We start from the raw sequence: 26,495 nt of genomic DNA on the forward strand, positions 1-26,495 counted from the left end.
TACGCACCGCGACGGCTCTCCGCTCCCCCGATCTCGACGTTCGGCTTTCGCGCCACGTGTCCACGCTCCTTCGTTGACGACAGTCCGCAGTCTCTTGGTTGCGGATCGTCATCATGGTGGATGGGGTGCCACACCGGCCACCCAGACGCGTTGGAGGTTGCTGGTTGCCACAACCCGGCGTGCTCGACGTCGTGGGCGCAGTGCCCTCCTGTGGGGCGCGATTCCAGGCTGACGGGCTCACACCGTCAGCGCGACGTTGATGACGACGATGACGGCCAGGATCAGCAGGATCCACGTCCACTTGCTCATGACGACCTCCCCTCAGCGCGCAGGACGATCCGGGCAGGGATGAGGATCGACGCCGCGCCCAGCAACGACGTCGCCCCGACGATCACCAGGTACATCAACGGCGGAACGTACGGCAGCGCCGTACCGGTCAGGCCGTAGCTCACCGTCGCCAGCGGTAGCGCGGCCGCCAGCGTGCCCAGCCCGACGGCGAGCGCCACGACCAGCAACGCCTCGGCGCGCATCATCCGCATGATCTGCCCGTGTGCGGCTCCCGCCAGCCGCATCAGCGCGAACTCCCTGCCTCGCTCGCTCACCGACAGCACGAGGGAGTTGCCGACGGACACGGCGATGTATCCGAAGACGAGCACGAGAGGCAGCGCGCTGGTCAGCAGGCCGGCGGCCTGGTCGCGCTGCGCGGCGGCGGACATGTCGCTCTGGGTCACGCCCGGATGCCGGGCGATCATGGCCGAGATGTCAGCGCCGGGACGCACCCGCAGCAACACAGAGTCGTCCCGGCGAGACGCGGTGTGCTGCAGGATCATGTCACGCGGCAGGGTGAGATCGCCGAACCCGAGCCCGCGCCGGTAGACGGCCACCACGCGGGCGCGCAGGGGTGTGCCGTCGCCGAGCCGGATTCTGATCGTGGAATCCAGCCTCAGTCCGAGCGTCTCTGCGGCGCTGACGCTGACCGCCACCGTTCCCGTCCCGAGCGCATCCAGGCTGCCTTCGGTGACGCCCAGGTCGAGCGCCTGCGCCGAGCCGATTCCCTGTGCCTGGTACTCCAGCGTTTCCGGGCTGTCCAGCATGGTCGTCTCCACGAGGGCGCCCGTACGGGCCACCGGGGTGACGGCCTCGACGCCCGGCCAGGTGCGCGCGTCGGCCGCCACCGCCGGATCCAGCCCGTACGGCCCGCCGCGCAGCACGTGCGTGGCCAGCACGCCTGCCGCCACGTCGCGCTCGGCTCCGGCGGCCGCGGTCGTGGCGGTGCCGAGTTGGATCAGCGCGAACCCGATGGCGAGGATCATCGGCGACACGGCGGACGCCAGGCGGCGCGAGCTTGACAGCGAGTTCGCAGCCGCCAAGTACCCTTCGGCACCGAACCTGCGGCGCAGCAGCGGCCCCAGCAGACGGGCGCCGCCGCGGACCAGTGGCGGTCCGAGTATCACCAGCGAGATGATCATGATGAGTCCGCCCGAGGCGGCCAGCGCCACCCCGAAGATCCCGTGCAGCCAGAGCGGCAGCAGCGCCGCCGCCGTTCCGGTGAGCAGGAGCAGTGTCCCGGCCGCCACGGCTCCCGGCCTCATGCGTGGCTGTTCCAGCGACGCCTCGGCCAGGGCCCGGGCGGGCGGAACGCGCAGCTCGCGGCGGCTGACCGCCCAGGCGGCGAACTGCCCGATCAACACGCAGGCGGCGACCGCGGCCACGTAGGGGATCGGCCCTGAGGACACCGCGAAGTCGGCGGGTACCATCCCGGCCCAGGCCAGCGCCTGTAGGAGCAGCCTGGCGAACATCGCGCCGGGCAGGCCGCCCAGCAGTCCGGCGATCAGCGCCATCACCAGCATCTCGTGCGCGAACATCTTGCTCACCTGGCTCGGCGAGGCACCGACGATACGCAGCAGCGCGGTCTGGCGGCGCCTGCGGTGCGCGGCCAGCGAACGCGTGCCCGTCACCACCATCATGGTGATCAAAACGGTCACGCCGATGAAGGAGCCTGCCATCGCCTGTAGGTCGCCGCGAGCCTGCCCGACGTCACCGAACTCGACGCCACTCCTGGACGAGCCGGTGACGACACGCACCTGTTGGCCTGACAGCGCCTGTTCGATCCGACCTGCCAGGTCGTCGGCGTCCGGCGCGCCCGGCCCGGTCAGGACGCCGATCGCGTCGGCTTGGTGCGGCCTGCCGTACAGCCTGGCGGCCTCGTCCTCGGTGAAGAACACCAGCGGCTGTCGGGCGGCGCCCGCGACCACGCCCACCACGCGGTAGGAGCCGATCTTGGCGTCGGCGGGGATCGTCTCGGAGACGACCACCTCGCCGTCGGCCGCCGGTGGGCGGCCCGAGCGCAGCCGCAGCGGGGCGAGCGCGGCCGAGGCCCAGCCGTGCCCCTGGGCGGCGACGAACTCCTCGCCCACCACGTCCACGGGGAAGCCGACATCGGGGACGGCCGCGCGGACGCCCGGCACCTGGGCGATCCTGTCGGCCAGCGAGCGCGGTACCGGGGCGCGTTCGGGCAGCGGCTTGCCGTCCACAGAGTCGAGGCCACCGACGACGATCGGCGCGGCGGCGTAGCGTTCGGGCGCGACACCGCCGCCGAGGCCTGACGCCAAGATGACGCCGCAGGCGGTGATCAGCGCGGACGCGGCCAGCAGGGCGATGAAGGATCCGGCCAGGCCGCCTTTGTCCGCCTTGACGAGCTGCCAGATCACCAGTCCCCCAGCTTCGTCATGCGCTCGGCCACCAGGTGCGACGACGGCGCGTCGAGTTCCCCGGCCAGGCGGCCGTCGGCGAGGAAGACGACCCGGTGGGCGTAGGAGGCGGCCACCGGGTCGTGGGTCACCATCACCACGGTCTGCCCGCTCTGATCGACCAGTTCGCGCAGCAACTCCAGAACCTGCCGGGCACTGCGGGTGTCGAGCGCGCCGGTCGGCTCGTCCGCGAAGATCACCTCGGGAGTCGTGATCAGCGCACGGGCCAGGGCCACCCGCTGCTGCTGCCCTCCGGACAGCTCGGACGGGCGGTGGGTGAGCCGGTCGGCCATGCCGACCCGGGCCGCCGCCTCGGCCGCATCGCGGCGCTCGACGGGCTTCCCCGCCAGCCGCAGCGGCAGGGTGATGTTGTCGGCCACGTCGAGGGCGGGCAGCAGGTTGTACGCCTGGAAGACGAACCCGAGCCGTTCCCTGCGCAGCGCCGCCAGGCCGCTCTCGTCCAGCTCGCCGACCTCGACACCCGCCAACCTGACCCTGCCGGACGTCGGCCGTTCCAACCCGGCGGCGCACTGCAGCAGCGTGCTCTTGCCCGATCCGGAAGGCCCCATGACCGCCACGAACTCGCCTGCACCCACTTCGCAGGTGACCCCCGCGAGAGCGTCCACCCTGCCGTAGGTCTTGCGTAGTTCTTCAACCTGAATCACGGACGAAAACGTACGTTCGGCCGCGTGGATGCCGATATCCCATCGATGGGTGAACCAAGGGTGGTGCTGGCACCACCCTGACATCGCAGTCCGCGATATCCAGCACAATGTCGGTCGTGGACGTCCGCACGCGCTTTCTCGCCTCCTGCAGGGCGGTCCGCTACCTGGTCACCGACCTGGCCATGGGACTGCTCGCGCTGATCACATTCGCCGCGGTCATGGTGGCCGCCGCGCTCATCCCGACCGGCGTTGGGCTGGCCGTCGTGCCGTCGCTGACGTCCTGGACGCGCAAGCTGGCCTCCAGGCAACGGCACAGGGCCGCCGCGCTGCTCGGCACCCCGGTGCCCGAGCGGTACCAGCCGCTGGAGGGGGCGCTGTCGCGGCGAATACGCACCGCGCTGTCGGACCCGGCGGTCTATCGCGACGTCTCCTGGCTGTTCGTGCACGGAGTGGCAGGAACGGCGGCCGGATATCTCGCGCTGGCCCTACCGCTGTTCGCTGTCAACGCCTTCACCGTGCCGCTGTGGTGGCAGGTGGTGCCGGGCACATCTCTGCTCGGCTACTCCATCGACTCCTGGCCCGCCGCACTGAGCGGGATCGTCATCGGGCTCGGCTATGCGCTGCTCAGCCTTCTTGTGCCGGTACCGCTGGCGAAGGTGACCGCGCGGCTCAGCCGCGTCCTGCTCCGCCCGCCGAAGCGGGCCCAGCTGGCCGCTGTGAGCGCCGCCCGCGCCGCCGCGCTGGAGGCGCACGAACTGGAGCTCAAACGCATTGAACGGGACCTGCACGACGAGACGCAGAACCGCCTGGTCGCCGTGCTCATGAACCTCGGCATGCTGGAACGCGCGCTGGCCGAGGCCCCCGAGCCCGCCCAGCGGCTGGCGGTACGCGCGCATGAAGCGGCCTCCGACGCGCTGACCAACCTGCGCAAGGTGGTGCGGACCATCCACCCGCCCGTCCTGACCGAGCGCGGCCTCGACGGCGCCATCGCGGCGCTGGCCGCGAGTTCTCCCGTCCCCTGCGCCATCGCGGTCGACGACTTCCCGCGGCTGCCGGCCGCGGTGGAAACCGCCGCGTACTTCGCCGTCGCCGAGGCGCTGACCAACCTCGCCAAACACAGTGGCGCCGCCTCCGCCCGCGTGCGCCTCAGGACCGAGGCCGAGTTCCTGGTGGTCGAGGTCGAGGATGATGGTCGCGGCGGTGCCGGCGCCAGACCGGGCGGCGGGCTGGCGGGAATCGACCGGCGCGTGGCCGCTCTGGGTGGCCGTACGATGCTGACCAGCCCGCCGAACGGGCCGACCGTGGTGAAAGTGGAGCTGCCGTGCGGGTTGTGATCGCCGAGGACGACGCGTTGCTGCGCGAGGGCCTGGCCATGCTCCTGGCCAGCGAGGACATCGAGGTGGCCGCGGCCGTCGACAACGCCGCAGACCTGCTCGAGGCCGTCGCCGAACACGCACCGGACGCCCTCCTGGTCGACGTGCGGCTGCCGCCGGACTTTCGCGACGAGGGGCTGCGCGCCGCAGTCGAAGCCAGGACCAGGGTGCCGGGTCTACCGATCCTGGTGCTGTCGTCGTACGTGGAGGACAGCTCCGCCGCCGAGCTCCTTCAGGACGGCGCCGGCGGGGTCGGCTACCTGCTCAAGCAGCGTGTCGGAAAGGTGAACGAGTTCGTCGACGCCCTGCGCAGGGTGGCAGGCGGCGGCACCGTCATCGACCCCGAGGTCATCGCCCAACTCCTGGTACGGCGCCGCGCGAACGACCCGCTGCACCGGCTGACGCCTCGCGAACGGGAAGTGCTGGGGCTGATGGCCGAGGGCCACTCCAACACGGGTATCGCCGAGCGACTGGTCGTCAGCGACGGCGCGGTCAACAAATACATCAGGAACATCTTCAGCAAGCTGGACCTGCCACCCTCTGAGAGCGGCCACCGCAGGGTGCTGGCCGTGCTCGCCTATCTCAAGGCCTGACTGGGAATCCAACCGGCTTCGCCCGCGTCGCGGACGCCAAGTTCATGCCAACCCGGTCCCGTAGCATCGACGGCCATGTCGTATCCGCCCCAAGGACCAGGAGGCCCCGGCGACCCGATGCACGGCCCCGCGGGACCGGAGTGGGGAGGGCCGGGCCAGGGCCCGCCGCACCCCGCACAGCGCGGTGGTCCCGGCGGGCCCGGAGACTCCGGCCGAGGCTGGGCCGGTGCTCCTGGACCGGGCGGTCCCGGAGCAGGCTGGGCGGGCGGTCCCGGGCGTGCCGGTGGTCAGGGACCGGCGAGTGGGCCGACGCGTGGTACCCGGCCGGGCATCCTGATCGCCTGGATCCTCGCCCTCGTCCTGCTCGGCGGCGGTGGCGCCGGCGCCTTCGCATTGCTGTCCTCCGACGGCGAGGACGGCGAGCAGACGGTAGGGACCACCTCCGAAACCAAGCGGGCGGCCGCCAAGCTGGCTTCGTTCAAGGGCGCGGACCTCTGCTCGATCTTCCCCTCCGGCCTCCTGAAGAAGCTCGTGCGCAACGCGCAGGAAAACCCTGCGGACGACACTTCCACGATGTCGTCCACCGAAAGCACCTGTACCTGGGAGTCGGGCGAGCAGCCGCAGGGCAAGGTCGAGCAGAAACGCGACCTTGAAGTGATCGTGACCACGTACGAGAAGACCCGAAAGGGCTTCGACGCGAAACAACACTTCGCCATCAAAAAGGAGAACGTCCAGGCAATGCTGAGCGCTCCGCCTGCGGGGTCCAGGTTCGGCAAGCTGGCCGGCGTTCCCGGCCTCGGTGAGGCGTCGTACGCGTTCACGTCCGTGAGCACGGCTACACGGACGAAAGGCGTGGACGCCGAGATAACTTTTCTGCTGTCCGGGGCCCTGGTAACCGTCGCCTACGGTGGATACGACAGCCTGCCCGGCCTGAACGGCGGCTACGAACAGCTTTCCGAATCGCAGGTGATGAGCTCCGCGCAGGACGCGGCGAAAGCATTGTCCGCCGCCCTGCTCAAGGGCGACGTCCAGCGCGACGACAGGAACGGCGAGGTCACCCGGATAACCGCCGCCTCCAAAGGCCAGGACGTGTGCAACGCGCTCCCCGAGCAGACCGTGCGGAAATACGTCGGCAAGGCCCGGACGAGCGGCCGCAACAAGGACAACCCCGGCGAACGCTGGGCGACGTGCAGTTGGAGCAGCATCTTCGAACCTGACGGCAGCGGCGAGACCACGTACGACTTGGTGAACCTACGGGTGCACGTCACGACCATGAAGGAAGGAGCAGCCGCGGCCCGCGCCACGTTCCAGCAGAAGAAGAAGGCCGCCGCGGCCGTATCCGCCGGTGCGTCCCAGGAGCAGTTGGCGAAGGAGAGCAGGCCGATCACGCTGACCGGCATCGGCGAGGAGGCCTTCGCGCAGCTCAGAACCGACACACAGATCGTCAACAGGCGCGAGGGAACCATCGTCTACCGCGTGGGCGGCCAGGTCGTCGAGGTGACGTTCGGCGGCCTGTCCACCGTGGCCACGACCACAGGCCCCGACTCCGACACCACCGCGCTCGGCGTGGAGCGGGTGCTGACTCCGCTCAAGGACGTTGCCAAGCAGTTGGCCTCCCGCACCACCGGGAAGTGAGACGGCGCCCTCACGCAGGCCCACCACCGTACGGACCGCCGGGGATGCCGCCTCACGGGCCGTACCCGATGCGGCGCTTGCGGCCATTACCCGGGTCCAGCCCGGTGGATCGTGGCCGGCCGAACGCCACGAGAGGCCGTTTCCGCTGGTGAAAGACCTCTCCTAGTGGCCGCGGATGGCGGCTCTGTCACGAAGGGCAACGTGGTTCTCCATCACCTTTTCCGGGGCTAGACTGATTGTCAGCAGAGCTGATGATTTGTGGAGCTGACATGATTCTGATCACCGGCGGACTGGGCTTCATCGGGACGCACACCACGCGGGCGCTGCTCGACCTGGGCGAGTCCTGCCTGCTCGTCCAGCGCCGCGCCCCCGTGGCGCCCGAGTTGCTCGCCGACGACCGCGTCGTCGTCGAGCAACTCGACCTCACCGACGAGACGGCCCTCCTCGCGCTCGGCGAGCGTCACAAGATCACCGGCATCGTGCACCTCGCCGGCTCCGTCCCCTGGCCACTGGGGGCGTACCAGCCCCTGGAGGGTGCGGACAAGGCCGTGCGCAGCCTCCTGAACGTCTTCCGCGCCGCGAGTGAGTGGCAGGTGACGCGGCTCGGGCTGGCCAGCACGATCGGCGTGTACGGCGGCGTCGCCCGCGAAGGCGCGCTCAAGGAGGACGTGCCGCTGCCGATGACGTCCCCTCACCCGATCCCGGCGTTCAAGAAGATCGGCGAACTGCTCGGCGACCACCTGGCCGGCGCCCTGGGGCTCGACGTGGTGAACTACCGCATCGCCGCCATCTGGGGCCCGCTCGGCCACCCCCACTCGCCGTTCTTCGCCGCGCCCCAACTCGTGCACGCCGCCGCCCGCGGCGCCGTCCCCGACCTGTCGGCGCTGCGGGCCGGTGCGCACGCGGGCGACGGGATCGACCTGTGCTACGTGAAGGACTGCGGCCGGGCCATCGCCCTGCTCCAACTGTCGGACCGGCTGGCCCATCGCACCTACAACGTGTCCTCGGGCAGGCTGACGACCAACGCAGAGGTCGTCGCGGCGATCCGGAAGCTCGTCCCCGACGCCCGCGTCGACCTCCCCGAGGGCCGCGACTCCGCCGCGCCCGGCATCTGGCTCGACACCACCCGACTGCGCGAGGACACCGGCTTCGAGCCCGAGTACGACACCGAGCGGGCGGTCGCCGACTACCTGGCCTGGCTGCGCGCCGGAAACGAGCGCTAGAAGGCAGGAAACCCGGGACCCAACCCTGACCTGAGGACGCTGCACCGGCGGCAGGGCACGGTGGTGGATTCCGGAGCGAGGGGGCGGAATGGGATGATGAGCCTGCCATGACCGCTTCCCTGCCATTTCGCCTAGCCCGCGCCGCGGTGTTCGCCGTGGTGTGCCTGGCTTTGAGTGTGCTGGCGCACCTCCTGGGCGGGGGGTCGGTCGCGGGGCCGGTGATGGTCGGAGGACTGCTGCTGGCGTTCGGGGCGGCGGCTGCCGTCTCAGGGCGCGAGCGCCCGCTGGCGGTGATCTTGCCGCTGCTGGCAGGAATGCAGGCGGTGCTGCACGCGCTGTTCTCCCTCAGCCACGCTCCTGCCGCACACGCGGCGCTCGGCCACGCCCACGAAGGGCTGGCGACCAGCGCCGGCATGCTCGTCGCGCATGCCGGGGCAGCAGGGCTGATCGCCCTGTGGCTGGCCCGTGGCGAGGCCGCCCTGTGGGGGCTGCTGCACCGGATGGCCGCGCGGCTGTGCCGGGTACTGGTGGCCTTCCTGTACCCGGTCCACGAGCCGGTCGCCGTGGTGACGGCGTCCGAGCCGGGCCGGCTGCGCTCGGTAGCACTGGCGCACGCCGCGCCCCGGCGCGGCCCACCGTCCACGCAGGTCCTCGCGTTCTCCAGCTGATCTCTGCGGTGAGGCTGGAGGCCGTCACCATGCCCGGCCCCGGCCGGGCCCGTGCGGCCGCCGTCGTCGCGGCCGCGTCAAGCGACCCTGCGTGATCCGCCTACGGCACGGTGGCAACGCCACCGGCCGCCGAGGCCTGCCGTGAAAGGCCCCACCATGTACTCTCCGCGTCCGCGTACCCTCCTCCTTCCCGCCGCGGCGCTCGCCGCCGCTGTGCTCGTGTCCGGCTGCGGCGGCCAGGACTCGACCTCGGCCACCACGTCCGCCTCGCCGTCGCGCGCGGCCGCCGCGGCGCCTGCCTCGACCCCCTTGACCATCACCGACCCCTGGGTCAAGACCAGCGAGAAGGGCATGACCGCCGCCTTCGGCACCCTGGTCAACAACACCGACACCGAACTGACGGTCGTCTCCGGAGCCTCGCCGTTGTCTCCCAAGGTCGAGCTGCATGAGGTGGTGGACTCCGGCGGCAAGATGGTGATGCGCCCCAAGAAGGGCGGCTTCGTCGTCCCCGCCCACGGCTCCCACCAGCTGGCGCCCGGTAGCGACCACATCATGCTGATCGGCATCACCGGGAAGGTGGAGCCCGGTGCCGAGGTGCCCTTCACCCTGACTCTCGCCAATGGCGGCACCGTCCAGTTCACCGCGATCGGGAAGGAGTTCGCCGGGGGCAAGGAGGACTACCGGCCCGGCAAGAGCGGTATGGACATGGGCGGCGAGGACAAGAGCTGATGGATGCTCACACCGGCAGCAGACCTCGCCTGACCCGGCGGGGCCTGCTGGCCTCAAGCGCCGCCGCGGCAGCCGGCGTCCTGGCGACACGCCAAGCCGCACCGGCCGACGCGCAGGCGGCTCCACCGGTTCAGGTGGACGGCTCAGCCGTGGAGCCCTTCCACGGCCCGCACCAAGCCGGGATCGCCACCACCCCACAGGCCCACGCCGTCTTCGTCGGCCTGGACCTGCGTAGCGGCGTCGGCCGTGAGGCGGTGGCCCGGATGATGCGGCTGCTGAGCGATGACGCCCGCCGCCTGAGTCAGGGCAGTGCCGCCCTGGCCGACACCGAACCGGAACTGGCGGTGCTGCCCGCCCGGCTGACCGTCACCTTCGGATTCGGCCCCGGCCTGTTCGCCGCGACCGGCCTGGCAGATTCGCGCCCTGCATCGGTGGAACCTCTCCCACGCTTCGCCATCGACAAACTGCAGCCACGCTGGAACGGCGGCGACGTGCTGGTGCAGATCTGCGCCGATGACCCGCTGACCGTTGCCCACGCCCTCCGCATGATCATCAAGGACGCCCGCGCCTTCACCCGCGTCCGGTGGATCCAGCGCGGATTCCGGCGCGCCGCCGGCGTCCAGGCCCCCGGACTGACCCAGCGCAACATCATGGGCCAGCTCGACGGGACCGCGAACCCCGTCCCCGGCACTCCGACCTTCGACCGCGCGGTGTGGGCCGGCAACGACGCGCCGACCTGGCTGCACGGCGGGACCACACTGGTGCTACGGCGTATCCAGGCCGAGCTGGAGACCTGGGACGCAGCCGACCGGGTCGCCAAGGAGTTCACCATCGGCCGCCGCCTGGACACCGGCGCCCCGCTGACCGGAACCGCCGAACACGACCCTCCCGACTTCGCCAAACTGACGGGGGTCGGGTTCCCCGTCATCTCCGAATACGCGCACATCAGGCGCGCGCACAGCACCGACCCGGGCAAGGGAATCTTCCGCCGCGTCTACAACTACGACGAAGGCCTGACCGCAGCCGGGCACGCCGACAGCGGTCTGCTCTTCGCCTCCTACCAGGCCGATATCACCGCCCAGTTCCTGCCCATTCAGCGGCGGCTGGCCGAGGCCGACCTGCTCAACGAATGGACCACGCCGATCGGCTCGGCCGTGTTCGCCATCCCGCCAGGCTGCCCGCCCGGCGGCTGGATCGGACAGAGCCTGCTGACATGATCCGCTCCTTCCGCGCTGACCCGCTCGTGCTCACCTGTCGGTCCAGGCCGGCTTCAGGCCGCTCGGGCCCGGTCCTGACCACCGGCACACCGAAACCGGATCTCACCGAAGAAGAAGGGCCTCGCGCGCCTCGGAATCGGGGAACCAACCCTGGCGACGGGCCTGCGGCTGCAGGAGTTCAGCTCGCTGCTCATCTACGAGATCCCGCCCCTGCCGGTCCGGGCGACGCGGGCACCGATCCCGTCCCCGGTCCCGGCGGGGTGACCAAGGGACGCAGGTTCCGCATCACCTGGATCTCCTACGAGGCGCTCGCCGCGGTCCATCACTACCTGGAGCTGGACCGGCCCGCCATGGTCGACGGCTTCGGGAGTCCCGGGCCATCACATCACGCTGACCTGGGCTCCTCACATCCGCAGCCCCTTATATACGCCGCCCCAAGTAGGGTGTCGCAGTGGATCTGGCCATCATCCGGCGCGGCATCGACGCTCTCCGTGAGTACGACACGAACTTCGAACTCTTCGGCGCCGACGAGCACCGCTACCAGTTCATGCCGCCGCTCGACAAGGCCGCGTTGGAGGCCGTTGAGGCGCGGACCGGGGTGCGCTTTCCGGCCGACTACCGCACATTCTTGACACGGCTCGGCAACGGCGGCGCCGGTCCGTACTACGGGGTTCACGGGCTGCGGCCGGACGGCGCCTGGGCGCGGTTCCACCCGTTCCCGTTCATGGAGGAGTGGGAGCCGCCCGACTCGGACGACGAGGACTACGACGACGTCATGGAAGCCGCGTTCGAGGGGCTGCTGCCGGTCGCCGAGCACGGCTGCGGCTACCGCTCTCACCTCGTCGTCAACGGCCCCGCCGCAGGCCAGGTCTGGGGCGACTGGACGTGCGTCGGTGAAGTGCTTGCCCCCCAGGCCGAGTCGTTCGGCGCGTGGTACCACGGCTGGCTTGAGCGCTCGCTGCGAGAGGTGCTAGGGGACCGGATCAAAGCCACCGTGCACGACGAGACCGGCTGGAGCATTGACCGGCGGCTGCTTAGCCTCTTCCCACAGCCGCCCGCCGGTGGCGACGAAAAGCCGCAGGTAAGGGTCCTACGGCTGCTCATGCGGGCCTACCCCGCCCTCTACGAACACCGCCACGACGACGCGCGCGACCTCCTCGCCCAAGCCCGCGCGGTTGGCGCTCCGGCGGACTACGAGGTGCGCATCGCGCTCGCGGAGGCCGTGCTCTTGCGCGAGGAAGGCAGGGTCGCCGACGCCCTTACCCTCGTGGAACACACGATCCCGCGGTGCGGCTGGCCCTTCGACAGCGCGCGGCTGCGCCGCCTGCGAGTCGAGCTGCTCCTGATGCAGAGCCGGCTGGACGACGCGCGTGCGGCGACCGAGGAGCACATCGCGTACTGCCCCGACGACGACTTCGGCTACGTACGCCGCGCCCTCCTGCGGCTGCTGACCGGCAACCCCTCGGCCGCCGAGGAAGTCCTGCGCGCCGACGCCCCGCTCGGGAGAGGACTCGGATCGAAAAGCTACCTGTATCGCGCCGACCGCGCCCCGACCGCACTACGGCTCCGCGCCCGGCGCATCGCCTGGGAGTGCCACCGCTGGGGATACCCCACCGACGCGCCCCGCTTCGACGCGATCGCCACCAGCTAATCGAGCTCAACGATAATCCCCAGGCCGTGGGCTCCCTGGTGTCATCCTCGGCGAGGACGAGGTAGACGATCCACCGCCGCCCTCGCCGAGCAAAACCCCGGCCGCCACAGCGGAGGTATCCGCAGCGAGCGCGTTCTCCAGCCCGACCCGGTTCTTGCGTGTCGGGCCGGAGAACCCCTTGTCGATGAAGATCCGCTCGCGCGGGACGCCGAGCTTCAGTAGTTGATCGGTCTGGAGCTCGACATCCTGTTGGTCGGTGGAACAGCGGCAGTATCCCGCGCGGAACGGTTCGCCTGTCCTGCTCCCGACGCTGTCCCAAACCCCCAAAGAGTGGCTGTGAGCTAGATCACAGTTGAGGTTGACCATGGGTCAGGGTGGAAGCTCCTCGCAGCGGCACGACGCCGACCGGACAAAACAGATTTGAAGGAGCAAACCACCATGTCCATCGCCCTTTCCGACCAGGACAAGAGCACCCTGCGGACCGCCGCGTACGGCGCCTTGTCGCTGATGGCCGCCGCCACCGGCTCGCCCCACAAGGCCGCCACGAATGCCTCCATCGCCCTGACGTCGGCGACCGGTCTGGTCGGGCACGTGCTCGCCGCGAAGGCCAAGGACATCGAACTGACGGGCAAGACCGTCGCCGAACTCGCCGACCGGGTACTGCCGGCCCTGACCGCAGCCATGGAGCTGCTCGACAAGCAAGCTCCGGCAGAAGCCGACAACTTCCGCAGCACCATCCTCCTCGCCGTCGCAGCCGCCCAGGTCCACCCGGGCAAGCCCAGCACCATCGCAGCCGAGATGGCCCGCAAGATCACCGCCGCCCTCGACGCCGCCGGGGCGGCCACTGCGGACAGCGGGGCTGCCGGGCAGGATCGCCCGGAGCTGCAGAAGGCGATCGAGGAGATCGTCGATTCCGGTTTCGTCGGGGTGTCGCTGCGCGTGCACGATGAGCGGGGCGAGTGGGTCGGCAGCGCCGGGGCGGCCGAGCTGGGCGGGGCCGCGAAGCCGCCGACGAACGGGCATGTCCGGATCGGCAGCAGCACCAAGACCTTCACCGCGACCCTGGTGCTGCAGCTGGTGGCCGAGGGCAAGGTCGGGCTGGACACCCCGGCGGCCGACTACCTGCCCGAGTTCGGGCTGGACGAGCGGATCACGGTGCGGATGCTGTTGCAGCACACCAGCGGGCTGTTCAACTTCAGCGGCGAGGTCTACGACGACGGGACGGTCGTGCTGGGGATCCCCATCCCCTACAGCACCACGGGCAAGGAGTGGATGGACAACCGGTTCAAGACCTACCGGCCGCAGGAACTGGTGGAGCTGGCGTTGTCCAAGCCGGCGCGGTTCGAGCCGGGGACGGGCTGGAGCTATTCCAACACCAATTACGTGCTGGCCAAGCTGCTGATCGAGAAGGTCACCGGCCGTTCGGTCGCCGAGGAGATGCGCCGGCTGATCCTGGGGCCGCTCGGGCTGTCGGGCACCGTGGTGCCGGACGCCTCGCCGGAGATCCCCGAGCCGCACGCCCACGCCTACTACCGGTACGAGGACGCCGGCGAGCAGAAGACGATCGACATCACCCGCCAGAACCCCTCCTGGATCTCCAGCGGCGGCGACATGATCTCGACCACCCAGGACCTGCACACGTTCATCTCCGCGCTGCTGGGCGGCAAGCTCCTGCCGGCCCCGCTGCTGGCCGAGATGTGCACCCCGCACCCGACGGGCATCCCGAACATGGACTACGGCCTGGGAGTGTTCGTGGTGAAAACGGACGGCGGCGGCACCGTCATCTCCCACAACGGCGCCGCCGTGGGCCACGCGGCGCTGATGTACGGCACACCCGACGGCAGCAAGACCCTGACCGCCGCGCTGAACTGCGTGGACGACGCCGACCTGGCCATCGCAACAGCATTCCAGAACGCCCAACAAAGACTCGTCAACGAGGTGTTCTGCGGTGGGCAGGCCGATCCGGCTCAGCCGACGGACTGAGCACCTGTGACCCGTACGTCTCGAGGGGCTCCGGTCGTGCATCAGGTAGCACGCGAACCGGGCCACGTCGAGCTCAACGGGCTCGGCGTGGCCCGTCCATATGCTCGGCTGTGGTGTGCGTAGTCGCCGAGTTCGAGCACAAGGCAGGCTGAGCATATGAGGAACGGAGTCACGATCGGGCAGGCGGCGGCATTCGTCGGCGTCACGGTGAAGACGGTGCGGCACTACCACAAGCTCGGCCTGGTCGAAGAGCCGGAACGCGACAGCTCCGGCTACCGGCGGTACGGATCGGCCGATCTGTTGCGGCTGGTGCAGGTCCGGACGCTGGCCGCCGCCGGGGTGCCGCTGGCCGAGATCCGGCCCCTGCTCGACGCCGATGCCGCGCTGTTCGCCACCGCGCTCGCCGACGTCTCGCGGCAGCTCACCGAACGGATCGAGGAGTTGATCGCGCGGCGTGACACGCTGCATCGGCTCGCCGATGGTGACCGGGCTCTGCTGCCCGACCGCGCTGTGGCGCTGCTGGAGCGGATGCTCGGCCTCGGATTCCCCGCGGACGAGGTGGCGGCCACCAGGGAGGGCTGGGTGCTGGCCAGGGCCCTGGTCCCAGAAGGCTTCGACGACTATCTCACCGATTTCGAGCACGCCCTCGAAGACACCCGGCTCGTCGCCTTGTTCAAGCGTGTAGCCGAAGCCGTGGCCTGGGAACCGGACGACCCCCGCATCGCCGAGCTCGCCACCGCCGCGGCCGACCACTACCTCGCCAACCCCGCACTGCTGAAGACCGTGACCGGCCTGCAAGCCCGCACCGAGGCCGCGACCCGGTACACGCTGATCGCCCACCACGGCGAAGAGCAGAGGCCGGCCGCGGCGCGGCTGGCCGCCCTTTTCGAGGCCGAACTCCGCGCCGCCGGCGTCCATATCCCCAGACCAGACTCCCATTGACCGCGCCGCGTTCCGGTCCTTCGGCCCGGCGACCGGCCACGGGCCCGCCCACAGACATGGTAATTACTCTCGGCATGGAGTTCTTCTGTTACCACCGCGATCGGCCTGGCTCCGCGGCGCTGCGAGACGAGCTGTTGGAAGCGCACTGGTCCTACATGGACCGGTACGCGGCAGAGATGATCGCCCGCGGCCCGACCTTCGACCGCGACAGCGGCACGGTCTCCGGCAGCGTACACATCGTCGACCTGCCAGATCTCCCCACTGCGCGTGCGTTCGTCTTCGACGAGCCCAACTACCAGGCCGGTGCGTACCGGGACGTGCTGTTGCGCCGGTGGCGCAACGTGCTGGGGCGCACCATGTGGGATTTCCCCGGTGACCGGGACGGTGGCAACCGGTATCTCGTGCTGGGCCTCGGCTCGGGGCAGGCAGCCGACCTTGCCCCACCACCCGACCGGGACGAGCTGATCGCGTATGGGCCGCTGCTGTCCGACGACGGCACCACCTGGCTGGGCACGGCGGCACTGGTCCGGGCGCCGGACCCGGATACGGCACGCGCGGTCCTGACTCCGGACCTGTACGCCGACATCGAGGTCCACGACTGGGACTTCGGAGGGCGGCGGTAAAGAGCCGTGACCGTCGCCGAAGCGGGGCCAGAACTCGCGCGAAGAGAACCTGAGGCCAGTTCTTGCCCTTGAAGTCACCTACCGCCGCGATGGCGCTTGGCTATGACGAATCTCCTCCGGGCGCGAAGCGGGCGGCCAGGCCGTGGAGGATGCACTCGAGTCCGGCGTCGAACTCGTCGTCGCGGGCGGCGCTCACGTTCTGGTTTCGCTGGGCGGCGTACAGCTTTCGCAGCCGCGGGTAGTCCTGTGCGGCTTGTTCGGCGGCCGGCCACAGGCTTTCGGCCCATTCCTGCTCGCTTTGGCCGCTGCGGGCGAGTCTGGTCAACCATGCGGCCTCACTGGTCGACACCCCGACGACGTACGCCACGACCGTGTTCAGGGCCCGATCGGCCGCTTCCAGGGTGAAGCCCCCCTGCTCGAACACGGCGAGGATGGCCTCGTTCTGCCGCATCACGTTCGGCCCAAGATAGGCCACGCCGGCCTCGCCCTGCACGGAGACGATCCAGGGGTGGCGCAGGAGCGCGGCCCGCATGCTGTGGGCGCAGCGGGTGATGGCCGCGCGCCAGCCCGCCGGATCGTCGGCGGCCGGCACCTCGACCTCGCCGTAGACCTCGTCAACGACCAGTTCGATCAGTTCGTCCTTGTTGGCCACGTGCGTGTACATCGAGGTGGCTCCGACGTTCAGGCGGGTGCCGAGCTTACGCATGCTCAGGGCGTCGATGCCCTCGGCGTCCAGCAGTTCGAGCGCCGCGGACACGATCTGCTCCCGGCTCAGCGGCGGCTGCTCACGCCGGGGCCGCTGCGGGCGGGCCCACACCGACGGGTACGGCTGATTGTCGGCCGGCATGCGTTCTCCTTCACGACGAACCTCGCCGAACAGTGTACGGCTTGCGAACGATATACGGTCTCCGTACAGTGTGCGGAGCGCCGCACAGTGTGCGGCTCGTTCGCGAAAAGGAGAGCTGTCTTCATGCCGTCATCGCCATTCGACGCCGATCGCTGGCAGGCCAGGCTTGATGAGCTGCGCGCCGCCCATCACGTACCGGGGGCCGCCCTGGCGGTGCTGACCGGCGGGAGAATCCATGAGCTGGCCAGTGGCGTGCTGCACCGAGGGACCGGCGTGGAGATGACCACGGACTCGGTGTTTCAGTCCGGTTCGATCGCCAAGGTGTACACGGCGACGCTGGTGATGCAGCTCGTCGACTCCGGTGCGCTGCGGCTTGACAGCAAGGTCGTCGACGTGCTGCCGGGCTTCGCGGTCGCCGATGACGAGGTCACGAAGAGCGTGACGATCGGGCAACTGCTCAGCCATACCAGCGGGATCGCCGGGGACTTCACCCACGACACCGGTCGCGGTGATGACTGCCTCGCCCGTTACGTGGAGGCGTGCGCGAACGTGGGTCAGGACTGTCCGCCGGGAACCGTCGTTTCCTACTGCAGTACCGGGTACGCGATTCTCGGCCGAATCGTGGAGGTGATCACCGGTCAGACCTGGGACGACGCGTTGCGCGACCGGTTGCTGGCGCCGCTTGGTCTCGAGCATTCGATGACCTTGCCGGAGGAGGCGCTGCGGTTCCGGGTGGCGATGAGCCATCTCGGCGAGCTGGGAAACGACCCGGAGCCGGCGCCCGTGTGGGACATGTTGCCGCGCTCGGCCGGGCCGTACGGTCGCGTCCTCGTCACTGCCGCCGACGTCGTCCGCTTCGCGCGGATGCATCTCGACGGCGGTACCGCGCCCGACGGCAGGCGCGTGCTGTCCGCCGAGTCGGCGGCGACGATGCGGCGACGCGTGGTCGACTGCCTGGACGGATGGTCGTTCATGGCGGACGGATGGGGCCACGGGTGGGCGCTGTACGACTGGGACGGTGTCGCAGGCTACGGCCACGACGGCGCGGTACTCGGGCAGTTCTCGTACCTGCGTGTCGTGCCTGGCAGCGGCGTCGTCGCCGCGCTGCTGACCAATGGCGGCGGCGCGACCGGTCTGTTCGTCGACCTGTTCCAGGAGCTGCTCGGTGAGCTCGCCGGGGTGCGGATGCCCGACGCCTTCGCTCCCGCCGCGGAACCGCGGCCGGTCGATGTCGCCGCGCTCGCGGGCACGTATGAACGCGAAGGCGTGCGCATCACGCTCGACGAGCGGGACGGTGTGCCGCGTCTGCGGTTGCAGCTGACCGGCGGGATGGCAGAGTACTCACCGCCGATCGAGAGCGACCTGGTGCCGGTGTCCGACACGGTGCTCGCCATGCCGGGTATCGGCCCCGTCAGCGCGCCGTGGCTGCCACTGGTGTTCGGGACGCTTCCAGATGGCACGCCTTACGTCTATTTCGGCATGCGGGCGACACCGAAGATCGCCTGAAGGAGGCGCAGCCCTTAACCAGGCGGGGACCCTTGTGCTGGTGGCATCCTGCGGCCATCGTGCTCATTCTCGCCGCGGCCGCATCGGCACAGGTTGCCGCTTGCTGCCGGCCGCCGGGACGTCTACCGTCCCCAGCTCGACTGTTTCTGATTGGTTGCTTTCTGGTCTGCCATAAGCGGACTTATTGGTCGCTGGTCGGCTGCGCCCCTACTGTTCGGCCATGAAGACAACGTTGATCACAGGCGGAGCGAGTGGCATCGGATTGGCGCTCGCCAAGCGGCTGGTCGCCGACGGGCAGGCGGTCGCCGTCACCGGCCGCGATGAGGCCAGACTCGCCCAGGTGCCTGGCGTGTTACGGCTGCCCGGGGACACCACCGACTATGACGCCGTACGGGATGCCGTGGCGGCGACTGTCAAGGAGTACGGCAGGCTCGACCACGTTGTCGCCAACGCCGGTTTCTCCACTCATGGCCCGCTCACCGAGAGCTCCCCGGACCGGTTGCGCGACATGGTCCTCACCAACGTGCTCGGCCCTGCCCTGCTCGTGAAGGCCGCGTTGCCCGCGCTGCGCGAGACCCGCGGCCGGATCGTGCTGGTCGGCAGCGTCGCCGGGTTCATCCACTCGCCAGGCAACATGTACTCGGTGACGAAGTGGGCGGTGACCGCACTCGCCGAGAACACCCGCATGCTCGTGACCGGCGACGGCGTCGGCGTGACGCTGATCGCGCCCGGCCGCGTCGACACTTCGTTCTGGCCGGAGGGCCGCCCCGCCGGGCCGCTGCTCAGCGCGGACAACATCGCCGACGCCATCGCCTGGGCGCTGGCCCAGCCCGAAGGCGTGGACGTCAACACGGTGGTCGTGCGCCCCACCGGCCAGCCCACCTGATGCCCGCCTCCTACTCCCGCTTCTCCGGCGGCAACATCGGCAGGCTGGCCGGACTGAGCGACGGCGTGTTCGCCATCGCCATGACACTGCTGGTCTTGGAGTTGCACGCGCCGGTGGTCGAGGCCATACACCACCAGAGCCCCATCTGGGAGAGCGGCGCCCTCGACGCGGAGCAGGCGCTGTGGCAGGCGCTGGTGCTGCTCGCGCCGAAACTGCTCGCCTACTTCATGAGCTTTCTGACTCTCGGCATCTTCTGGGTGGGGCAGCAGACGCAGCTCAACCAGTTCGAGCGGGTCAACCGACATCTGACGTGGATCCACCTTGCGTTCCTGGCCTCGGTCTCGCTCATGCCGTTCTCCACAGCGCTGCTCGGCGAGTACATCGACTACCGGCTCGCACTGGCCGTCTACTGGCTGAACCTGCTGCTGCTCGGTCTGATGCTGTTGGCCAGCATCACGTACGGGCATCGGGCCGGGCTGCTGAAGGCGGACGTGGACCACCACATACGCCTGGCGCACCGGCGTCGGATCGTCATCTACCAGGTGCTGTACGCGGTGGCCGTGGCGCTGTCGGCGATCAACACGTATGTCAGCATCCTGCTGATCGTCCTGCTCCAGCTGAACTCCGCGATCGCGCCCAGGATCTGGCGGCTCAGCAGCTTCTGACGTGGTGGGCTCCAGGCGACGCACTCGCCAGGGCGGCGTCCACATGGGCGATGAAGGGAAAGGGGAGTACCCGCTCCTTTCCACTCTTAACGTATAGCGCACCGGGGGGCTTGCGGCAAGACCCGGGTCGTGCCGCAGAATCGTCGGCCGAGGCCAGAACCTGCGCCTTGCTGCGCGCAATGGTCGCAAGTGACCTCAGATCGGAGCCGATGCCATGAACCCGCTGACTACCAGCGCGTTTGACCTTCCCGACCACCTCTCCCCCAAGGCCGACCCGACGTTGATCGCCGGCGACGAGCAGCACTTCGCGGCCATCGCGGAGAGCCTCGAGCAGTCGATCGCCGAACTGTCCGACCGCCTCGACGCCGAGCGCAAGGCGCCCGGCGGCATAGGCCGGCAGGCGATGGACCGGGACATGGAGATCCACCGGCTGACCGCTCGCCTGCGCGCACTGCGTCGCTTCGGTCTGGACCTGTGCCTCGGACACATGGTCAGCGCAGACAACCCCGAGCCCGTGTACGTCGGACGACTTGGCCTTACGGACAGCGCGGGTCGTCGGCTGCTGCTCGACTGGCGCTCCCCCGCGGCTGAGCCGTTCTTCGGAGCCACCCACGCCAACCCGATGGGTCTGGCAAGCCGCCGCCGGTATCGCTGGACCCGCGGCCGGATCAGCGACTACTGGGACGAGGTGTTCACCCCGGACGGGCTTGCCGGGCACGCCGCGCTCGACGACCAGTCGGCCTTCATCGCCAGCCTGGGCAGCAACCGGTCGGCCCGGATGCGAGACGTGCTCGGCACCATCCAGGCCGACCAGGACGCCATCATCCGCGCGGGATCCCGCGGCGCTCTCGTCGTCGACGGCGGTCCGGGTACGGGGAAGACCGTCGTCGCTCTGCACCGCTCCGCCTACCTCCTCTACTCCGACCCTCGCCTCGGCCACCACCGGGGCGGCGTGCTGTTCGTCGGCCCGCACCAGCCCTACCTGGCCTACGTCGCCGACGTCCTGCCCAGCCTCGGAGAGGAGGGCGTGCAGACCTGCACGCTGCGGGACCTCGTCGCCGAGGGAGCCGCGGCGGCGATCGAGACCGACCCGGACGTGGCCCGCCTGAAGTCGTCCGCGGATTTGATGAAGGCGATCGAGCCTGCCGTCAGGTTCTACGAGAACCCGCCCACCAAGGGGATGACGGTTACCACCCTCTGGTCGGACATCTGGCTGAGCGCCGACGATTGGGCCGAGGCGTTCGAAGCGCCAGACCCCGGCACTCCGCACAACGAGGCCCGCGACCAGATCTGGGAGGAGTTGCTCACGATCCTGATGGACAAGCACGACGACGACGCCCCGGCTCACCTGCTTCGCAAGTCGCTGCTGCAGAACAGGGAGCTGCTCACGACCTTCAACCGCGCGTGGCCGCTGATCGAAGCGGCTGACCTCGTCGGAGACCTGTGGTCGGTACCCGCCTACCTGCGGAAGTGCGCTCCCTGGCTCAGCCGCGACGACGTTCAGGCGCTGCAGCGCGAGGACGCCCAGGCCTGGACGGTGTCCGACCTGCCGCTCCTGGACGCGGCACGGCAGCGGCTCGGCGACCCGGAGGCGTCGCGACGTAAGCGCCGGCATGACGCCGCTGTCGCCGCCCAACGCGAGCGCATGGCGCAGGTCGTCGACAACCTGGTCGAGGCCGATGACGACGGTGAAGGTCTGGTGACGATGCTGCGCGGACAGGACATCCAGAACTCCCTGGTCGACGAGACCGCACTGCCCAGCACCGACCCGGACCGGCTCGCCGGCCCGTTCGCGCACATCGTCGTGGACGAGGCTCAGGAGCTGACCGACGCGGAGTGGCAGATGTTGCTGCTCCGGTGCCCGTCCCGGAGCTTCACCATCGTCGGGGACCGCGCCCAGGCCAGGCACGGGTTCACGGAGTCGTGGCAGGAACGGCTCGAGCGGATCGGGCTCGACCGGATCAACCTGGCCTCCCTGACCATCAACTACCGGACGCCGGAAGAAATCATGGCGGAAGCCGAGCCGGTCATCCGGGCCGTGCTCCCGGACGCCAACGTGCCGACCTCCATCCGCAGCAGCGACGTCCCCGTCGTACACGGATCTGCCGCGGATCTGGGCTCGATCCTCGACACCTGGCTCGCCGCGCACGCCGACGGGGTCGCCTGCGTCATCGGCGATCCCACGTTCCAGGAGACGTCCCGCGTCCGGTCGCTGACCCCGGAGCTGTCGAAGGGGCTCGAGTTCGACCTGGTCGTCCTCGTCGACCCAGAGGCGTTCGGCGAGGGCATCGAAGGAGCGGTCGACCGCTATGTCGCGATGACCCGGGCGACCCAGCAACTCGTCATCCTCACGAGCTCCTGACGTCGGCCGGACGAACGCCCACTGCCGGCCGAGTCGGACGCCGGCGGTGTACGTGGGCTTCGGCAGGTGGCCGCCGTCGTGCACCACGGCGGCGCGGGCACGAATCCGCGCCGTCCGCCCGATGGCGTCCGCTCGCCGAGCACACGCGCGATGTACGTCTCGAAGGCCGCCGGGGCGACCAGAGCCTGCGGGTCGACATCGTCGACGAACCAGGGGACCGGATAGTCAGGGTCGGCGCGGAACTCGGCCACCGCGGCCAGAAACGACGTTCGCAACTGGGCGGCCGGATCGATGAACCTCAGCATGGCGTCCATGATGCCTGCGAGGGTTCCTTAAGGAAATCGAGTCTCCAGCATTTCAGGAGTCGGGGTCGGCGTCTTCTTATCCGTTTCCGTAGTCGATTATCCGCCACCGTTCCGAAGGGGCGTTTCTACCGACCAGGACGTCGTAACGGCGTTCCCCGTCCGATTCTGGTCCCGATTCCTCCATCTCGACCGTGTATCGGGCGGGGACGGCGAACACCTGGCGGGCGTAGGCGGAACTGTCGGCATGGGGCTCGCCCACCCAGGTCAGGTCGAGACGGCGGTAGTAGCAGCCGATGCCGTTGCCGCCGTGCCTGTCCAGGAAGGAGGGCGCCGCCAGCATGCGCAGGGTGTCGTCGTCCCTGGCCGCCACGGCGTTGAGATATGCCACGACAACCTGTTGTGGACCGGCGTTCGCAGGCGGAACGGCGACAGTGGACCGCTTTTCGGGGAAAAGCTTGCACCACCCGACTCGTAGCGTGGGCAGCACTTCAACGGTGATCGCGACAGCCGCGACTGCCAGAACGACAGCGGTCAGCATCCAGCCGATGCGCGTCGTCCTAGCCGTCACAGTTGAAACCTAATACGAACAACGCCCTGATGGGCAATGCAGCACAACAGCCCTCGCGGCCGCTCGCCAGTGATCGGATTCGTGGTCGCAGCTTTTGAAGCGGCGCTCCGGGCAGGAACGGCTAGGGACGCAGGCTGTCGAGCACGAGGTTCGCAAGTCGACCGGGCCGGGTGGGGTCGGCGCGGCGGCGTTCGCCGGCGACAGCGGCCAGGACGATGGCTTGCACGTCTTCACTGTCCACGTCGATTCGCACCACGCCTGCGTCCTGAGCGTGTGCCAGCAGCTCGGCGAAGATCTGCTGTAGCTGGACGGCGGCCTGCTGGGTGGAGTCCGTCAGGACGGCGCCTGCCCTGGCGAGCGCGTCTGTGAGGTCCTGTTTGGTGGTCGCCTCGCGGACCAGCTGATGCAGGAAGGGGAAGAGCGCCGATCCGGCCTGGTCGGCCAGGAGCGCCTCGCGCGCCTGAACAGTCAGTTGCTCCAGATGGTCGGCGACGACAGCCTCGTAGAGCGCCTCCTTGGTGGGGAAGTGCCGGTGAACGGTGCCCGGACCGACTCCGGCTCGGCGCGCTATCTCGTCGAGTGACACGCCGAGACCTTCGGCGGCGAAGGCTTGGCTTGCCGCTTCCAAGACCCGTGCTCTGTTCCTTCGCGCATCGGCCCGCATGCTCGTCTCTCCTCGCGATAGACAACCGGGGCGACTGCCCCGTATATTAACCGGGGCAATCGCCCCGGATATTTGAGGAGTATGCCATGTCCGTTGCCACGCCACGTCAAGTCGTCACCCAGCTCCTCCACCTGACCGCCACCGGACCTCGTGAGGAGATGGCCGACCTGTTCGCCGAGGACGCCGTCTTCGAGTTTCCGTTTCTGCCGCCGGGCATGCCGCAGGAGGAGCAGAACCGTGCGACCTTCCGCACCCACCTCAAGGTGGGTGCCCTGATTCAGCGCTTCGAGTCGGTGGACAACGTCGAGATCCGCGAGACGACCGATCCGGACGTGGTGGTGCTCGAGTACCGGCTCCACAGCCGGGTCACCGCGACGGGAAAGCAGTTCACCCATCAGATCATCATGGTCGCCCGAGTGCGCGATGGGCTGATCACCTGGTCGCGCAACTACTCCAACCCGCTCGACAGCGTGATCGCCTTCGACATGGTCGATGATCTCCTCGCCGGGCCGGCGAGGCGGTGAGGCTCGAAGAGCACCGGGTCTCACGATTTTTCGGTACATGTACGGATGCCGCTACGTATGTACAGCGCCTTCCGTCGGCCCTACCGTCACGCACAAGTCGATTCGCCCATCCCGACCGGGTCAGGAGCGCCATGCCATGTCGTACCCGCCCTGACGGTGTGACGCCACTCCCAGCCCCGGGAGTCATGGTGCCGGACGAGTCTCGGCCACCGGTCGGCGTATCCGGCATGTGAGCATTCAGTTCTCCACCCCCCATTCCCACACCGATCGCGCTGTCCAGCGAATCGTGACGGCGCGATCAGCGCTGCCCGCGTCCATCGCGAAGGCGCAGCAGTGGGATGCCGAGAGAGGAAAACGCACATGAGGCGCACAGCTGTCCTCACAGCGACCGTCGCCATGGCCCTGATGGGCCTGGTAGCGTCCGCGACCCCCGCGACCGCGCAGGCACCACCGCGAAGCACCTGGCACAACTCGTCCCCCACTGCGCCCCTCACCGCCTTGGCGCCCCCCGACATCAGCCTGCAGAACATCAAGGCCCACCTGGACCAGCTGCAGAGCATCGCCAACTCCAACGGCGGCACCCGCAGGTCGACCGGCGCCGGCTACACCGCATCGGTCTCCTACGTCGAGCAGAAACTGCAGGCCGCGGGCTACACCACCCGGCGCGCGAACTGCACGCCGGGTTGCAGCAGCGGCGCCGGGCCCGATCTGATCGCCGACTGGCCTGGCGGGGACGAGAACCAGGTCATCATGTCCGGCGCCCACCTGGACAGCGTCTCGGCCGGTCCCGGCATCAACGACAACGGCTCAGGATCGTCGATGCTGCTGGAGGTCGCGCTGACCCTGGCCGCGCAGCACCCGACGATGACCAAGCACGTGCGATTCGGGTGGTGGAGCGACGAGGAGCAGGGACTTCTCGGCTCTCGCGCCTACGTCAACTCGCTCAGCTCGGCCGATCGATCAAAGATCAAGCAGTACCTCAACTTCGACATGGTCGGCTCTCCCAACGGCGGCTACTTCATCAACAACATCACCACCGCGGCCGCCGCCGACCTGCGCGCGTTCTACAACAACCTCGGCCTGCAGCCGGAGGAGAACACCGAGGGCGCCAACCGCTCTGACGACGCCTCCTTCCGCAACGCGGGCATCGCCACCTCCGGTGTCGCGGCCGGCGCCAGCGACACCAAGACCTCGGCGCAGGCCGCCAAGTGGGGCGGCACGGCGGGACGGGCGTACGACTCCTGCTATCACCGGTCGTGCGACACCACGGCCAACATCAACGACACCATCCTGGACCGGGCGGGTGACGCCCTGGCGTACGCGATCTGGACCCAGGCCGTGGGCACCCCCACGGGCAGGGACTTCTCGATCAACGCCAACCCCGCGTCGGGCTCCGTGCAGGCGGGCCAGACGGCCACGACCACGATCAACACCACGACGACGTCGGGCGCCGCGCAGACGGTGAACCTTACGACGGCGTCCGGGCTGCCGAGCGGCACCACGGCGAACTTCAACCCGGCCTCGGTGACTTCGGGCGGCTCCTCGACGCTCACGCTCTCCACCTCGACGTCGACACCGAGCGGCACCTACGCCATCACCATCACAGGCGCCGGTGAGACCGCGAGCCATGCCACGACATGGACGCTGACGGTCAACGGCACCGGCGGAAACCGGACCTTCACCAACGACACCAACTTCACGATCAACGACTTTGCGACGATCAACAGCTCGGTCACCTCGACCGCGACCGGCAGCGCCGTGTCGCCGGTCCAGGTGAGCGTGACGATCTCGCACACCTGCGCCGAGGACCTGCAGATCCGCCTGCGCGGCCCGAGCGGGACGTACTACACCATCGACAGCAGCGGCGGCACGTCCTGCACCTCCTACGGCACCCGTACCTACTCGGTCCCGGTCACCCAGCAGGCCTCCGGAACCTGGACGCTGCAGGTGACCGACAACTACCAGTTCGACACCGGCTTCCTCGACACGTGGAGCGTCACCGTCTGAGCGAAGCCGAGCATGTCCGAAGCTGAGCGATACAGCGGACGAGAAGCCCGCAGGGGCGGGTGAAGCACCGCGAAGGATCATCGCTCCGGATGACACGGGACCCCCGTCA

General features: G+C 69.4%; 24 protein-coding genes. 17 read left to right on the forward strand and 7 right to left on the reverse strand.

Going from position 1 to position 26,495, the window contains the following annotated elements; translation table 11 throughout:
• Positions 1-305: 305 nt before the first annotated feature.
• On the reverse strand, positions 306-2,711 hold the full coding sequence (locus ABT294_RS07115; protein ID WP_350804145.1) for an ABC transporter permease: 2,406 nt from the start codon (positions 2,709-2,711) through the stop codon (positions 306-308).
• Positions 2,708-3,415 (reverse strand): ABC transporter ATP-binding protein, encoded by a 708-nt coding sequence (locus ABT294_RS07120; RefSeq protein ID WP_350804147.1) that lies wholly within the window; start codon positions 3,413-3,415, stop codon positions 2,708-2,710. Before ABT294_RS07120 ends, ABT294_RS07115 begins: the two co-directional genes overlap by 4 nt.
• A 116-nt stretch (positions 3,416-3,531) precedes the next feature.
• Between ABT294_RS07120 and ABT294_RS07125 the strand changes: the two genes are divergently transcribed.
• The 8 genes from ABT294_RS07125 (at position 3,532) to ABT294_RS07160 (ending at position 12,504) form a co-directional block, all read left to right on the forward strand.
• Positions 3,532-4,749: a sensor histidine kinase gene (locus ABT294_RS07125; RefSeq protein ID WP_350804148.1), complete on the forward strand. Its 1,218-nt coding sequence runs from the start codon at positions 3,532-3,534 to the stop codon at positions 4,747-4,749.
• Positions 4,737-5,381 carry a response regulator gene (locus ABT294_RS07130; protein ID WP_350804150.1) on the forward strand — a complete coding sequence of 215 codons (645 nt, stop codon included), beginning with the start codon at positions 4,737-4,739 and terminating at the stop codon, positions 5,379-5,381. Before ABT294_RS07125 ends, ABT294_RS07130 begins: the two co-directional genes overlap by 13 nt.
• A 75-nt stretch (positions 5,382-5,456) precedes the next feature.
• Positions 5,457-7,016: a hypothetical protein gene (locus ABT294_RS07135; protein WP_350804151.1), complete on the forward strand. Its 1,560-nt coding sequence runs from the start codon at positions 5,457-5,459 to the stop codon at positions 7,014-7,016.
• Positions 7,017-7,285: 269 nt separating this feature from the next.
• Complete coding sequence (locus ABT294_RS07140) at positions 7,286-8,239, forward strand: NAD-dependent epimerase/dehydratase family protein (protein WP_350804152.1); 954 nt, start codon at positions 7,286-7,288, stop codon at positions 8,237-8,239.
• Positions 8,240-8,346: 107 nt separating this feature from the next.
• Positions 8,347-8,907 (forward strand): MFS transporter, encoded by a 561-nt coding sequence (locus tag ABT294_RS07145; RefSeq protein ID WP_350804153.1) that lies wholly within the window; start codon positions 8,347-8,349, stop codon positions 8,905-8,907.
• A gap of 156 nt (positions 8,908-9,063) precedes the next feature.
• Positions 9,064-9,636, forward strand: a complete 573-nt coding sequence (locus tag ABT294_RS07150; protein WP_350804156.1) for a copper chaperone PCu(A)C — start codon at positions 9,064-9,066, stop codon at positions 9,634-9,636.
• Complete coding sequence (locus ABT294_RS07155; RefSeq protein WP_350804157.1) at positions 9,636-10,853, forward strand: Dyp-type peroxidase; 1,218 nt, start codon at positions 9,636-9,638, stop codon at positions 10,851-10,853. The genes ABT294_RS07150 and ABT294_RS07155 overlap by 1 nt, the downstream gene beginning before the upstream one ends.
• 451 nt (positions 10,854-11,304) lie before the next feature.
• Positions 11,305-12,504 carry an SMI1/KNR4 family protein gene (locus ABT294_RS07160; protein WP_350804158.1) on the forward strand — a complete coding sequence of 400 codons (1,200 nt, stop codon included), beginning with the start codon at positions 11,305-11,307 and terminating at the stop codon, positions 12,502-12,504.
• A gap of 6 nt (positions 12,505-12,510) precedes the next feature.
• Here the strand turns inward: ABT294_RS07160 and ABT294_RS07165 are convergent, their stop codons facing one another.
• Positions 12,511-12,870, reverse strand: a complete 360-nt coding sequence (locus ABT294_RS07165) for a recombinase family protein (protein WP_350804159.1) — start codon at positions 12,868-12,870, stop codon at positions 12,511-12,513.
• Positions 12,871-12,942: 72 nt separating this feature from the next.
• Between ABT294_RS07165 and ABT294_RS07170 the strand changes: the two genes are divergently transcribed.
• The 3 genes from ABT294_RS07170 to ABT294_RS07180 all read left to right on the forward strand — a co-directional run bounded on the left by ABT294_RS07170 (position 12,943) and on the right by ABT294_RS07180 (position 16,052).
• Complete coding sequence (locus ABT294_RS07170) at positions 12,943-14,487, forward strand: serine hydrolase domain-containing protein (protein ID WP_350804160.1); 1,545 nt, start codon at positions 12,943-12,945, stop codon at positions 14,485-14,487.
• A gap of 156 nt (positions 14,488-14,643) precedes the next feature.
• Positions 14,644-15,429 (forward strand): MerR family transcriptional regulator, encoded by a 786-nt coding sequence (locus ABT294_RS07175; RefSeq protein ID WP_350804161.1) that lies wholly within the window; start codon positions 14,644-14,646, stop codon positions 15,427-15,429.
• Positions 15,430-15,503: 74 nt separating this feature from the next.
• The gene (locus ABT294_RS07180; protein ID WP_350804162.1) at positions 15,504-16,052 is read left to right on the forward strand and encodes a YciI family protein; all 549 of its coding nucleotides are present in this window, start codon (positions 15,504-15,506) and stop codon (positions 16,050-16,052) included.
• Positions 16,053-16,152: 100 nt separating this feature from the next.
• Here ABT294_RS07180 and ABT294_RS07185 read toward each other — a convergent pair whose 3' ends face one another.
• Positions 16,153-16,899 (reverse strand): TetR/AcrR family transcriptional regulator, encoded by a 747-nt coding sequence (locus ABT294_RS07185; protein ID WP_350804164.1) that lies wholly within the window; start codon positions 16,897-16,899, stop codon positions 16,153-16,155.
• 123 nt (positions 16,900-17,022) lie between these two features.
• Between ABT294_RS07185 and ABT294_RS07190 the strand changes: the two genes are divergently transcribed.
• The 4 genes from ABT294_RS07190 (at position 17,023) to helR (ending at position 22,318) form a co-directional block, all read left to right on the forward strand.
• Positions 17,023-18,405, forward strand: a complete 1,383-nt coding sequence (locus tag ABT294_RS07190) for a serine hydrolase domain-containing protein (RefSeq protein ID WP_350804165.1) — start codon at positions 17,023-17,025, stop codon at positions 18,403-18,405.
• 220 nt (positions 18,406-18,625) lie between these two features.
• Entirely contained in the window at positions 18,626-19,291 is a 666-nt protein-coding gene (locus ABT294_RS07195) for an SDR family oxidoreductase (RefSeq protein WP_350804166.1), read from the forward strand.
• Entirely contained in the window at positions 19,291-19,956 is a 666-nt protein-coding gene (locus tag ABT294_RS07200) for a TMEM175 family protein (protein WP_350804167.1), read from the forward strand. Before ABT294_RS07195 ends, ABT294_RS07200 begins: the two co-directional genes overlap by 1 nt.
• 214 nt (positions 19,957-20,170) lie before the next feature.
• Positions 20,171-22,318 carry an RNA polymerase recycling motor ATPase HelR gene (gene helR / locus ABT294_RS07205; RefSeq protein ID WP_350804168.1) on the forward strand — a complete coding sequence of 716 codons (2,148 nt, stop codon included), beginning with the start codon at positions 20,171-20,173 and terminating at the stop codon, positions 22,316-22,318.
• On the opposite strand, the gene ABT294_RS07210 is transcribed toward helR, so the two are convergent.
• The 3 genes from ABT294_RS07210 to ABT294_RS07220 form a co-directional block, all read right to left on the reverse strand.
• Positions 22,264-22,623, reverse strand: coding sequence for a hypothetical protein (locus tag ABT294_RS07210; protein WP_350804170.1), 360 nt, complete (start codon positions 22,621-22,623; stop codon positions 22,264-22,266). The two genes, helR and ABT294_RS07210, sit on opposite strands and share 55 nt — an antisense overlap.
• A 76-nt stretch (positions 22,624-22,699) precedes the next feature.
• Positions 22,700-23,011, reverse strand: coding sequence for a hypothetical protein (locus ABT294_RS07215; RefSeq protein WP_350804172.1), 312 nt, complete (start codon positions 23,009-23,011; stop codon positions 22,700-22,702).
• A gap of 301 nt (positions 23,012-23,312) precedes the next feature.
• Positions 23,313-23,855 (reverse strand): TetR/AcrR family transcriptional regulator, encoded by a 543-nt coding sequence (locus ABT294_RS07220; RefSeq protein WP_350804175.1) that lies wholly within the window; start codon positions 23,853-23,855, stop codon positions 23,313-23,315.
• An 86-nt stretch (positions 23,856-23,941) separates the two neighbouring features.
• Between ABT294_RS07220 and ABT294_RS07225 the strand changes: the two genes are divergently transcribed.
• Positions 23,942-24,379 carry a nuclear transport factor 2 family protein gene (locus ABT294_RS07225; RefSeq protein ID WP_350804176.1) on the forward strand — a complete coding sequence of 146 codons (438 nt, stop codon included), beginning with the start codon at positions 23,942-23,944 and terminating at the stop codon, positions 24,377-24,379.
• Between the two features lie 360 nt (positions 24,380-24,739).
• Complete coding sequence (locus tag ABT294_RS07230; protein ID WP_350804177.1) at positions 24,740-26,386, forward strand: M28 family peptidase; 1,647 nt, start codon at positions 24,740-24,742, stop codon at positions 26,384-26,386.
• Positions 26,387-26,495: the final 109 nt, after the last annotated feature.

This window comes from Nonomuraea sp. NPDC000554 (assembly GCF_040300065.1).
Taxonomy (GTDB): domain Bacteria; phylum Actinomycetota; class Actinomycetes; order Streptosporangiales; family Streptosporangiaceae; genus Nonomuraea.